This window comes from Candidatus Kosakonia sp. 282A-S69, from assembly GCF_029433855.1.
In the GTDB taxonomy this organism is placed as follows: domain Bacteria; phylum Pseudomonadota; class Gammaproteobacteria; order Enterobacterales; family Enterobacteriaceae; genus Kosakonia; species Kosakonia cowanii_A.
Genome location: NZ_JAROAU010000003.1, coordinates 1,062,473 through 1,075,054, shown reverse-complemented (window position 1 = coordinate 1,075,054; position 12,582 = coordinate 1,062,473). Strand labels below are relative to the sequence as shown.

7 protein-coding genes are annotated in these 12,582 nt (G+C 60.5%); all 7 read left to right on the top strand.

Annotated features, from left to right (window positions below):
- The first annotated feature begins 19 nt into the window (after nt 1–19).
- Nucleotides 20–1,372, top strand: coding sequence for a molecular chaperone (yegD, locus tag PU683_RS10725; RefSeq protein WP_277171449.1), 1,353 nt, complete (start codon nt 20–22; stop codon nt 1,370–1,372).
- Nucleotides 1,373–1,548: 176 nt separating this feature from the next.
- Nucleotides 1,549–2,772 carry an MdtA/MuxA family multidrug efflux RND transporter periplasmic adaptor subunit gene (locus PU683_RS10720; RefSeq protein ID WP_277171448.1) on the top strand — a complete coding sequence of 408 codons (1,224 nt, stop codon included), beginning with the start codon at nt 1,549–1,551 and terminating at the stop codon, nt 2,770–2,772.
- Nucleotides 2,772–5,894, top strand: coding sequence for an MdtB/MuxB family multidrug efflux RND transporter permease subunit (locus tag PU683_RS10715; RefSeq protein WP_277171447.1), 3,123 nt, complete (start codon nt 2,772–2,774; stop codon nt 5,892–5,894). Before PU683_RS10720 ends, PU683_RS10715 begins: the two co-directional genes overlap by 1 nt.
- Complete coding sequence (gene mdtC / locus PU683_RS10710; RefSeq protein ID WP_277171446.1) at nt 5,895–8,972, top strand: multidrug efflux RND transporter permease subunit MdtC; 3,078 nt, start codon at nt 5,895–5,897, stop codon at nt 8,970–8,972.
- Nucleotides 8,969–10,384, top strand: coding sequence for an MFS transporter (gene mdtD, locus PU683_RS10705; protein ID WP_277171445.1), 1,416 nt, complete (start codon nt 8,969–8,971; stop codon nt 10,382–10,384). Before mdtC ends, mdtD begins: the two co-directional genes overlap by 4 nt.
- Complete coding sequence (gene baeS, locus PU683_RS10700) at nt 10,381–11,853, top strand: envelope stress sensor histidine kinase BaeS (RefSeq protein ID WP_277171444.1); 1,473 nt, start codon at nt 10,381–10,383, stop codon at nt 11,851–11,853. The genes mdtD and baeS overlap by 4 nt, the downstream gene beginning before the upstream one ends.
- Nucleotides 11,850–12,572, top strand: a complete 723-nt coding sequence (gene baeR, locus PU683_RS10695; protein ID WP_277171443.1) for an envelope stress response regulator BaeR — start codon at nt 11,850–11,852, stop codon at nt 12,570–12,572. Before baeS ends, baeR begins: the two co-directional genes overlap by 4 nt.
- The last annotated feature ends 10 nt before the right edge of the window (nt 12,573–12,582 follow it).

Sequence of the window (12,582 nt, the reverse complement as noted above, 5' to 3'; positions counted from 1 at the left end):
CAGGCATGGGGATTGCACGGTGTTTATTGGATTTGATTACGGTACGGCAAACTGCTCGGTAGCGGTGATGCGCGACAACGCGCCACACCTGCTGACCATGGAAAATAACAGTACCTTACTGCCGTCGATGCTCTGCGCGCCGACGCGCGAAGCGGTGAGCGAGTGGCTCTATCGCCACCATCAGGTTCCGGCAACGGGCAGTGAAACCCAGGCGCTGCTGCGCCGGGCGGTGAGCTTCAACCGCGAAGAGGATATTGACGTCAACGCCGCCAGCGTCCAGTTCGGACTTGCCTCACTGCGCCAGTATGTGAGCGATCCGGAAGAGGTCTACTTCGTCAAATCGCCGAAGTCTTTTCTCGGTGCCAGCGGCCTGAAACCGCAGCAGATCGCGCTGTTTGAGGATCTGGTCTGCGCCATGATGCTGCATATCCGTAAACAGGCAGAGAGCCAGCTGCCTGAGACGATTCGCCAGGCGGTGATTGGGCGGCCAATCAACTTTCAGGGGCTCGGCGGCGATGAGGCTAACGCCCAGGCGCAGGGTATTCTTGAGCGCGCTGCGACGCGCGCAGGCTTCGAAGAGGTGGTGTTCCAGTTTGAGCCGGTCGCCGCTGGCCTCGATTTTGAAGCGACATTAAATGAAGAGAAGCGTGTGCTGGTGGTTGATATCGGCGGCGGTACCACCGACTGCTCGCTGATCCTGATGGGTCCGCAGTGGCGTGAGAAAGCGGATCGCAGCGCCAGCCTGCTCGGCCACAGCGGTTGCCGCGTTGGCGGGAACGATCTCGACATCGCGCTGGCGTTCAAAAACCTGATGCCACTGCTCGGCATGGGCGGACAGACGGAAAAAGGGATTGCGCTGCCAATCCTGCCGTGGTGGAACGCGGTGGCGATTAATGATGTTCCGGCGCAGACGGAGTTTTACAGCACGGCAAACGGTCGCCTGTTAAACGATCTACTGCGCGATGCGCGCGACGCCGAGAAGGTCGCCCTGCTGGTGAAAGTATGGAAGCAGCGCCTCGGCTACCGGCTGGTACGCAGCGCGGAGGAGAGCAAAATCGCCCTCTCCGACACGCAGCAGGTAACCGCCTCGCTGCCGTTTATCAGCGACAGCCTCGCCACCGCCATCGATCAGCAGGGGCTGGAAAATGCCCTTAACCAGCCGCTGCAGCGCATTATTGAGCAGGTGCAGCTGGCGCTGGCAACCAGTAATGAGACGCCGGATGTGATCTATTTGACCGGCGGTAGCGCCCGCTCGCCGATTATCAAAAAAGCGCTGGCGGAAACGCTCCCCGGCATTACCATTGCCGGTGGTGATGACTTTGGCTCGGTGACCGCGGGGCTGGCCCGCTGGGCGCAGGTCGTCTTCCGTTGATCTTACTGCCGGGTGGCCTCACCCGGCACGCTTTCTGCTGCAAAATCTCCCTAACGCAAATTATCTGTCGTGGCTACGTTTCCAGACAGTGTTTCATTTTTCCTCCATTTTTCGGCGCGCCAGGGTGACTACACTACTATTACTTCGCCATTCGATTTAAAGAGATACCTATAACGATGAAAGGACGAGTCACGTTTCGCCGCACCGTTGTCGCGGCACTGGTCATCGCACTGGCAGGTGCGGCCTGGTACTATTACGCACACAACGCATCAATACCCACGGACGCCGGGCAAAAAGCGCCTTCGGGCGGGGGTCGACACGGCATGCGCGGCGCGCTGCCGCCAGTGCAGGCGGCCACCGCCACCCGCGAATCCGTTCCGCGCTATCTCTCCGGCCTCGGCACCATCACCGCGGCGAATACCGTTACCGTGCGCAGCCGCGTCTCGGGTCAGCTTAAAGCAATCCATTTCCAGGAGGGGCAGCAGGTTAACGCCGGCGATCTGCTGGCGGAGATTGATCCCAGCGAGTTCAACGTGGCGCTGGCACAGGCGCAGGGGCAGCTGGCGAAGGATAAAGCGACGCTTGCCAACGCCCGCCGCGATCTTGCCCGCTACCAGCAACTGGCGAAAACCAGCCTCGTCTCGCGCCAGGATCTTGATGCCCAGCAGGCGCTGGTCAGCGAATCTGAAGGCACGGTAAAAGCGGATGAAGCCTCCGTCGCCAGCGCCCAACTGCAGCTGGAGTGGAGCCGCATCACCGCGCCGGTCAGCGGGCGCGTTGGCCTGAAACAGGTTGATGTCGGCAACCAGATTAGCAGCAGCGATACCACCGGCATTGTGGTGCTGACGCAGACCCATCCTATCGATCTCATCTTTACCCTGCCGGAGAGCGACATTGCCACCGTGGTGCAGGCGCAGAAAAATGGGCAGAAACTGGTAGTGGAAGCCTGGGATCGCACCAACAAGCAGAAGCTCAGCAGCGGCACGTTGCTGAGCCTGGATAACCAGATCGACGCCACCACCGGCACCATCAAGCTAAAAGCCCGTTTCGACAACCAGGACGACGCCCTCTTCCCGAATCAATTTGTCAACGCCCGTATGCTGGTCGCCACCCAGCAGGATGCGGTGGTGATCCCCGCCGCCGCGCTGCAGATGGGTAATGAAGGCAACTTCGTCTGGGTGCTGAACGATAAGAACAAGGTCAGCAAACACACGGTGACGCCGGGCATTCAGGATAGCCAGAAAGTGGTGATTAGCGCTGGCTTATCGGCAGGCGATCGCGTCGTCACCGACGGTATTGACCGCCTGACAGAGGGCGCGCAGGTCGAAGTGGTTGATGCCAGCGAGGCGGAAACGCTGCCCGCGAAGCGGGAACGTCCGGCGAAAGGAGCACAAGGCTGATGCAGTTGTTACCGCCGGGCCGGACGGGTGGCCCCTCACGTCTGTTTATTTTGCGTCCGGTCGCCACCACGCTGTTGATGGTGGCGATCCTGCTGGCCGGGATCATCGGCTACCGCTTCCTGCCGGTTTCCGCGCTGCCGGAAGTCGATTACCCGACCATTCAGGTGGTTACGCTCTACCCTGGCGCCAGCCCGGATGTGGTGACCTCGGCGATCACCGCCCCGCTCGAACGCCAGTTTGGTCAGATGTCGGGTTTAAAACAGATGTCTTCGCAGAGTTCCGGCGGCGCGTCGGTGGTCACCCTACAGTTCCAGCTGAGCCTGCCGCTGGATGTCGCCGAACAAGAGGTGCAGGCGGCAATGAACGCCGCCAACAGCCTGCTGCCTTCGGATTTGCCAAACCCGCCGGTCTACAACAAAGTGAACCCCGCCGACCCACCCATCATGACGCTGGCGGTCACCTCTTCCGCCATGCCGATGACGCGCGTGGAGGATATGGTGGAAACGCGCGTGGCGCAGAAGATCTCCCAGGTCTCCGGCGTCGGGCTGGTTACCCTCTCCGGCGGCCAGCGTCCGGCAGTGCGCGTCAAACTCAACGCGCAGGCCATTGCCGGGCTGGGGTTGAGCAGTGAAACCGTGCGCACCGCCATCAGTAATGCCAACGTCAACTCGGCGAAGGGTAGCCTTGATGGCCCGACCCGCGCCGTCACCCTCTCGGCTAACGATCAGATGCAGTCCGCCGAGGAGTACCGCAAGCTCATCATCGCTTACCAGAACGGCGCACCGATCCGTCTGGGTGATGTCGCTACCGTCGAACAGGGTGCGGAGAACAGCTGGCTCGGCGCGTGGGCGAACAAGCAGCAGGCGATTGTAATGAATGTGCAGCGCCAGCCGGGCGCTAACATTATCGATACCGCAGATAACATCCGAGCCCTGCTGCCGCAGCTGACCGAAAGCCTGCCGAAATCCGTCAGCGTGAAAGTGCTTTCGGATCGCACCAACAATATCCGCGCCTCGGTAAGCGACACGCAGTTTGAGCTGATGCTGGCCATTGCGCTGGTGGTGATGATCATCTACCTCTTCTTGCGCAATATTCCGGCGACGATTATCCCCGCCGTCGCGGTGCCACTGTCGCTGATTGGTACTTTTGCGGCGATGGTGTTTCTCGATTTCTCCATCAATAACCTGACGCTGATGGCGCTGACCATCGCCACCGGCTTTGTGGTCGATGACGCGATTGTGGTGATCGAAAACATCTCACGCTATATCGAAAAGGGGGAAAAACCGCTGAATGCGGCGCTGAAAGGCGCAGGCGAGATCGGTTTTACCATTATCTCCCTCACTTTCTCGCTGATTGCGGTCCTGATCCCGCTGCTGTTTATGGGCGATATCGTCGGGCGGCTATTCCGCGAGTTTGCCGTGACGCTGGCGATTGCCATACTTATCTCCGCGGTGGTGTCACTGACTTTAACGCCGATGATGTGCGCCCGCATGCTGAGCGCGGAATCCCTGCGCAAGCAGAACCGTTTCTCTCGCGCCTCGGAGCGCTTTTTTGAGCGCGTGATTGCCGGTTACGGTCATCTGCTGAGCAGAGTGCTTAATCATCCGTGGCTGACGCTTGGCGTCGCCCTCGGTACGCTGGTGCTGTCGGTGATGCTATGGATCTTTATTCCGAAAGGCTTCTTCCCGATCCAGGACAACGGCATTATTCAGGGCACGCTACAGGCGCCGCAATCCGCCTCCTTTGCCAGCATGGCGGAACGCCAGCGCCAGGTGGCCGATATTATCCTGCGCGATCCGGCCGTTGAGAGCCTCACTGCTTTTGTCGGCGTTGACGGCACGAACCCGTCGCTTAACAGCGCGCGGTTGCAGATCAACCTTAAACCGCTGGAGGACCGCGACGATCGGGTTCAGCCGGTAATCGAGCGGCTGCAGCAAGCGGCGGGAAATGTGCCCGGTATGTCACTCTACCTGCAACCGACGCAGGATCTGACCATTGATACCACCGTCAGCCGCACCCAGTACCAGTTTACCCTGCAGGCGAACTCCCTCGAGGCGCTCAGCACCTGGGTGCCGCAACTGGTGAGTCAATTGCAGACGATGCCGCAGCTGGCGGATGTCAGCAGCGACTGGCAGGACAAAGGACTCGTGGCCTATGTCAACGTGGATCGCGACAGCGCCAGCCGCCTCGGTATCAGCATGGCGGATGTTGATAACGCGCTCTATAACGCCTTTGGCCAGCGCCTGATCTCCACGATCTACACGCAGGCGAACCAGTACCGAGTGGTGCTGGAGCATGACACCACGCAGACGCCAGGCCTGGCGGGGCTGGATAATATTCGCCTGACCAGCAGCGAAGGCGGCGTGGTGCCGCTGTCGTCAATTGCCAAAATCGAGCAGCGCTATGCGCCGCTCAGCATCAACCATCTCGATCAGTTCCCGTCGACCACCATCTCCTTTAACGTCGCCGACGGTTACTCGCTGGGCGATGCGGTTGACGCGGTACAGCAGAGCGAGAAGACGCTCCACTTCCCGACCGATATCCGCACCGAATTCCAGGGTAGCACGCTGGCGTTTCAGGCGGCGCTCGGCAGCACCATCTGGCTGATTGTTGCGGCGATTGCAGCGATGTATATCGTGCTTGGCGTGCTGTATGAGAGCTTTATCCACCCGATAACCATCCTTTCTACCCTGCCGACGGCGGGCGTCGGCGCGCTGCTGGCGCTGATGATTTCCGGCAGCGAGCTGGATGTGATCGCCATTATCGGCATCATTCTGCTGATCGGCATTGTGAAGAAGAACGCCATCATGATGATCGACTTCGCCCTCGCCGCCGAGCGTGAAGCGGGCATGTCACCGCGCGATGCTATCTTCCAGGCCTGCCTGCTGCGTTTTCGCCCGATCCTGATGACCACGCTGGCGGCGCTGCTCGGCGCACTGCCGCTGATGCTCAGCACCGGCGTTGGCGCAGAGCTACGTCGCCCGCTGGGGATCGGCATGGTCGGCGGCCTGCTGGTAAGCCAGGTGCTGACGCTGTTCACGACGCCGGTGATCTATCTGCTCTTCGACCGCCTGGCGCTGGCGGCGAAAAAGCGCTTTCCGCAGCGTGAAGAGGAGGCGTAAGTGAAGTTTTTCGCCCTCTTCATTTACCGCCCGGTGGCGACGATCCTCATTTCGCTCGCCATCACGCTGTGCGGCATTCTCGGCTTCCGGCTGCTGCCGGTAGCCCCGCTGCCGCAGGTCGATTTTCCGGTCATCATGGTCAGCGCCTCGCTGCCTGGCGCGTCGCCAGAGACCATGGCGTCGTCGGTCGCCACACCGCTTGAGCGCTCACTGGGGCGCATTGCCGGGGTAAGCGAGATGACCTCCTCCAGCTCCCTTGGCAGTACGCGTATTATTCTCGAGTTCAATTTCGACCGCGATATCAACGGCGCAGCGCGCGATGTGCAGGCGGCGATCAATGCCGCGCAGAGCCTGCTGCCGAGCGGCATGCCGAGCCGCCCGACCTACCGCAAAGCGAACCCTTCCGCTGCGCCAATCATGATCCTCACCCTCACCTCGGATACTTACTCCCAGGGTGAACTGTATGACTTTGCCTCAACGCAGCTGGCGCAAACCCTGTCGCAAATTGAGGGCGTCGGCGATGTCGATGTCGGCGGCAGCTCGTTGCCCGCAGTGCGTGTCGATCTTAACCCGCAGGCGCTCTTTAACCAGGGCGTTTCCCTCGACGCGGTGCGCACGGCCATCAGCAACGCCAACGTGCGTAAACCGCAGGGCGCGCTGGAGGATGGCGCCCACCGCTGGCAGGTGCAGACCAATGATGAGTTAAAAACCGCGGCGGAGTATCAGCCGCTGATTATTCACCATAAGAACGGCGCCGCAGTACGTTTAAGCGATGTCGCCACCGTCACCGACTCGGTGCAGGACGTGCGCAACGCCGGGATGACCAACGCCAAACCGGCGATTTTGCTGATGGTTCGCAAGCTGCCGGAAGCCAATATCATTCAGACGGTGGACAGCATTCGCGCCCGCCTGCCGGAGCTGCAAAAGACCATTCCCGCCGCCATCGATCTGCAAATCGCACAGGACCGCTCGCCGACCATTCGCGCCTCGCTGGCGGAGGTCGAGCAGACGCTGGTGATCTCAGTCGCGCTGGTGATCCTGGTGGTATTCCTCTTTCTGCGCTCGGGGCGGGCAACCTTTATTCCGGCGGTGGCCGTGCCGGTGTCGCTGATTGGCACCTTTGCCGCCATGTATCTCTGCGGCTTTAGTCTTAACAACCTGTCGCTGATGGCGCTGACCATCGCTACCGGCTTTGTGGTCGATGATGCAATTGTGGTGCTGGAAAATATCTCCCGCCATCTGGAAGCGGGGATGAAGCCACTACAGGCGGCGCTGCAAGGGACACGGGAAGTGGGCTTTACGGTGCTCTCCATGAGCCTGTCACTGGTGGCGGTATTCCTGCCGCTGCTGCTGATGGCCGGGCTGCCGGGTCGGTTGCTGCGCGAATTTGCGGTGACGCTCTCAGTGGCGATTGGCATTTCGCTGCTGATTTCACTCACCCTGACGCCGATGATGTGCGGCTGGCTACTCAAAGCGCATAAACCGCGTAGCCGCACGCGGGAGAGAGGCTTTGGCCGTCTGCTGACCGGTATCCAGCAGCAGTATGCCCGCTCGCTGAAATGGGTGCTTAACCACGCCCGTCTGGTTGGTGTGGTGCTGCTCGGCACCATCGCGCTCAACATCTGGCTCTATATCTCGATTCCGAAAACCTTCTTCCCGGAGCAGGATACCGGCGTGTTGATGGGCGGCATTCAGGCGGATCAGAGCATTTCATTCCAGGCGATGCGCGGTAAATTGCAGGACTTTATGCAGATTATCCGTGAGGACCCGGCGGTGGATAACGTCACCGGCTTCACCGGCGGTTCGCGGGTCAACAGCGGGATGATGTTTATCACCCTTAAGTCGCGCGACCAGCGCCACGCCACGGCGCAGCAGGTCATTGACCGCCTGCGTGGCAAGCTGGCGAAAGAGCCGGGCGCGAGCCTCTTTTTGATGGCCGTGCAGGATATTCGCGTCGGCGGCCGTCAGGCCAATGCCAGCTACCAGTTTGCGCTGCTGTCGGACTCCTTAAGCGACCTGCGCGAGTGGGAGCCAAAGATCCGCAAAGCCCTGGCGGCGCTGCCGGAGCTGGCGGATGTCAACTCGGATCAGCAGGATAACGGCGCGGAGATGAATCTCATCTATGACCGTGAAACCATGGTCCGGCTTGGCATCAGCGTGCAGGCGGCGAACAGCCTGCTGAATAACGCCTTTGGCCAGCGGCAGATCTCCACCATCTACCAGCCGCTTAACCAGTACAAAGTGGTGATGGAGGTCGATCCGCGCTACACCCAGGATGTCAGTGCGCTGGATAAGATGTACATCATCAACGATGCAGGCGCATCAATTCCCCTCTCCTACTTTGCCCACTGGCAACCGGCGAATGCGCCTCTGTCGGTTAACCACCAGGGGTTGTCGGCTGCCTCAACCATTGCCTTTAACCTGCCGGCGGGCGTCTCGCTCTCGCAGGCCAGCGAGGCGATTGACCGCACCATGACCCAGCTTGGCGTACCGGCCAGCGTGCGCGGCAGCTTTGCCGGCACCGCGCAGGTGTTCCAGGAGACGATGAACTCGCAGGTGATCCTGATCCTCGCCGCCATCGCCACGGTCTATATCGTGCTCGGCATTCTCTATGAGAGCTATGTTCACCCGCTGACCATTCTGTCGACCCTGCCGTCGGCGGGCGTTGGCGCACTGCTGGCGCTGGAGCTGTTTGGCGCGCCGTTTAGCCTGATTGCGCTGATTGGTATTATGCTGCTTATCGGGATCGTGAAGAAAAACGCCATTATGATGGTCGACTTTGCCCTCGAGGCGCAGCGCCAGGGGCAGCTGAGCGCCGAAGAGGCGATTTTCCAGGCCTGTCTGCTGCGTTTTCGCCCGATTATGATGACCACCCTGGCGGCGCTGTTTGGTGCTCTGCCGCTGGTGATCTCCAGCGGCGATGGGTCGGAGCTGCGCCAGCCGCTCGGTATTACCATTGTCGGCGGGCTGGTGATGAGCCAGCTGCTGACGCTCTATACCACGCCGGTGGTCTACCTCTTCTTCGATCGTCTGCGCACGCGGTTTAGTCGCAAAGTGAGAGAGCCCGTAAGTGAATGAATGAGCTACCGAAACAGATCCGCTGGCAGTTATGGATAGTCGCCTTCGGCTTCTTTATGCAGTCGCTGGATACCACCATTGTTAACACCGCCCTCCCCTCGATGGCGGCAAGCCTCGGCGAGAGCCCGCTGCATATGCATATGGTGGTGGTCTCCTATGTGCTGACAGTTGCCGTGATGCTGCCCGCGAGCGGCTGGCTGGCCGACCGGGTCGGCGTGCGCAACATCTTCTGCGTGGCGATTGTGCTCTTTACCGCCGGGTCGCTGTACTGCGCGCTGGCCGCCACGCTCGATCAGTTGATCCTGGCGCGCGTGTTGCAGGGCTTTGGTGGCGCGATGATGGTGCCGGTTGGGCGTTTAACGGTAATGAAGATCGTGCCGCGCACCCACTATATGGCGGCGATGACCTTTGTGACGCTGCCAGGCCAGGTTGGCCCGCTGCTCGGCCCGGCGCTCGGCGGTATTCTGGTGGAGTACGCCTCCTGGCACTGGATCTTTTTGATTAACCTGCCGGTCGGCATTATGGGGGCGATTGCCACCTTAAGCCTGATGCCGAACTACACCCTGCAAACCCGCCGTTTCGATTTTGCCGGTTTCGTGCTGCTGGCGGGCGGCATGGCGACGCTGACGCTGGCGCTCGATGGCAGCCGTGGTCTTGGCCTGACGCTCTGGCAACTGGGCGGGCTGGTAGCGGTGGGGGCGGCGGCGATCCTCTTCTACCTGCTGCACGCGAGGGGCAATGACCGGGCGCTGTTTAATTTGCGCCTGTTCCGCACCCGCAGCTTCTCGCTGGGGCTGACCGGGAGCTTCGCCGGGCGTATCGGCAGCGGCATGCTGCCCTTTATGACGCCGGTCTTTTTGCAGATTGGCCTCGGCTTTTCGCCGTTTCACGCCGGGCTGATGATGATCCCCATGGTGCTCGGCAGCATGGGGATGAAGCGTATTGTTGTGCAGGTCGTTAACCGCTTTGGCTATCGTCGCGTGCTGGTCGCCTCAACCCTGGGCCTCGCGCTGGTGAGCCTGCTCTTTATGGCAACAGCGCTGCTCGGCTGGTATTACCTGCTGCCGGTGGTGCTCTTCTGCCAGGGAATGATTAACTCGATGCGCTTCTCATCGATGAACACTCTGACGCTCAAGGATCTGCCCGATGAGCTGGCAAGCGGCGGCAACAGCATGCTGTCGATGATTATGCAACTCTCGATGAGTATTGGCGTCAGCGTCGCCGGTCTGCTGCTCGGCCTCTTCGGTCAGCAGCATCTCCCGGCGGACAGCGGCGTGGCGCACGAGGTCTTTCTTTATACCTATCTGACGATGGCGGTGATTATTGCGCTGCCGGCGGCCCTTTTCGCCCGCGTCCCCGATGACGCCAGCCAAAACGCGGTGATTGCCCGTCGCAACAGGAGAACATCATGAGGTTCTGGCGGCCGGGGATCACGGCCAAACTCTTTTTCGCAATCCTCACTACCTGCATTCTGCTGCTGTTCGCCACCCACTGGGCGGTGCGCATCAGCTTTGAGCATGACTTTATGAATTACATCAAGCGCGGCAACGATCTGCGCTTACAGATGCTAACGGATACTCTTGCCGAGCAGTATACCCAGCACGGCGACTGGCAGTTCCTGCGCCACAATGACCGGATGATTTTCCAGATCCTGCGCTCCTTTGATCGGGAAAATGAGCATGATGATGGCCGCCCAGGGCCAGGTGGCCCGGATCGCGGACGCGGCCCGGCCCCGCAGGAAGAGGCTGGGCCGCCGGATCGTCCGGATATGCCACCCCACGGCTGGCGCACCCGCTTCTGGGTGCTGGATCAGCAAAAACGGGTGCTGGTAGGCCCGCATTCACCGGTGCCGGTGGATGGTTCGCAGCGCGAGATCAAAGTGAATAACGCCACCGTCGGCTGGGTGATCGCCTCGCCGGTGAAGAAGCTGACGCGCAACACCGATATCAACTTTGATCGCCAGCAACGGCGCACCAGTTGGGTGATTGTCGGTCTCGCCACCCTGCTGGCCGCCATCGCCACCTTCCCGCTGGCGCGCGGGCTGCTGGCGCCGGTTAAACGGCTGGTGGACGGGACGCATAAGCTCGCCTCGGGGGATTTTTCTACCCGCGTGAAACCGGGCAGCCAGGATGAGATTGGCAGGCTGGCGCAGGACTTCAACCAGCTCGCCAGCACGCTTGAGAAGAACCAGCAGATGCGCCGCGACTTTATGGCCGATATCTCCCATGAGCTCCGCACACCGCTGGCGGTGCTGCGCGGCGAGCTGGAGGCGATTCAGGATGGCGTACGGCAATTTACCCCCGAATCGGTCACCTCCTTGCAGGCAGAGGTCGCCACCCTGACCAAGCTGGTAGACGATCTGCACCAGCTCTCGATGTCCGATGAGGGGGCGCTGGCGTATCAGAAAAAATCGGTGGATGCCGTCTCACTGGTGGAGATTGCTGCCGGCGCGTTCCGCGAGCGCTTTGCCTGCCGTAATCTGACGCTGTCGCTGGAGCTGCCGGAGAGCGCGACGGTGTTTGGCGATCCCGATCGCCTGATGCAGCTGTTTAATAACCTGCTGGAGAACAGCCTGCGCTACACCGACAGCGGCGGGCGAACGCTTATCCAGCTTATCCCACGCGATAACACGCTACTGCTGCGCTTTGCCGACAGCGGGCCTGGGGTGAGCGACGAGCAGTTACAGCGCCTGTTTGAGCGCTTTTACCGCACGGAAGGGTCGCGCAATCGTGCCAGCGGTGGCTCCGGGCTGGGGCTCGCTATCTGTCTGAATATTGTGGAGGCGCACGGGGGCGCTATCCATGCGGCGCACTCGCCATTTGGCGGGGTTAGCATTACAGTTGAACTTCCGCTTGAACGCGAAAAATCGAGAGATGTATGACAGAGTTACCTATTGATGAAAACACGCCGCGCATTCTGATCGTTGAAGATGAACCGAAGCTCGGACAGCTGCTTATCGACTATCTGCGCGCGGCGAGTTATGCGCCTTCGCTGATTACTCATGGCGATCGGGTGCTCAGTTACGTGCGCCAGACGCCACCGGATCTGATCCTGCTCGATTTGATGCTGCCGGGCGTGGATGGCTTAACACTCTGCCGCGAAATCCGCCGCTTCTCCAATGTGCCGATAGTTATGGTGACGGCGAAAATCGAGGAGATCGACCGCCTGCTGGGGCTGGAGATTGGTGCTGATGATTACATCTGCAAACCCTACAGCCCGCGTGAAGTGGTCGCGCGGGTGAAGACCATCCTGCGCCGCTGCAAACCGCAGCGCGAATTGCAGCAGCTTGACGCCGAAAGCCCGCTGATTGTCGACGAAGGTCGCTTCCAGGCGAGCTGGCACAGCAAGCTGCTCGATTTAACGCCTGCCGAGTTCCGCCTGCTGAAAACCCTCGCCAGCGAACCGGGTAAAGTTTTCTCGCGCGAACAATTGCTCAATCATCTGTATGATGACTACCGCGTGGTGACCGACCGCACTATCGATAGTCATATCAAAAATCTGCGTCGCAAACTGGAAGCGCTGGATGAGGAGCAATCCTTTATTCGCGCGGTATATGGCGTGGGCTATCGCTGGGAGGCGGACGCCTGCAAACTGGCGTAACTTTTTATAA

Coding starts and splice junctions, on each gene's coding strand:
- PU683_RS10720 (WP_277171448.1), top strand. CDS start 1,549: ATGAAAGGACGAGTCACGTTTCGCCGCACCGTTGTCGCGGCACTGGTC.
- PU683_RS10715 (WP_277171447.1), top strand. CDS start 2,772: ATGCAGTTGTTACCGCCGGGCCGGACGGGTGGCCCCTCACGTCTGTTT.
- mdtD (WP_277171445.1), top strand. CDS start 8,969: ATGAATGAGCTACCGAAACAGATCCGCTGGCAGTTATGGATAGTCGCC.
- baeS (WP_277171444.1), top strand. CDS start 10,381: ATGAGGTTCTGGCGGCCGGGGATCACGGCCAAACTCTTTTTCGCAATC.
- baeR (WP_277171443.1), top strand. CDS start 11,850: ATGACAGAGTTACCTATTGATGAAAACACGCCGCGCATTCTGATCGTT.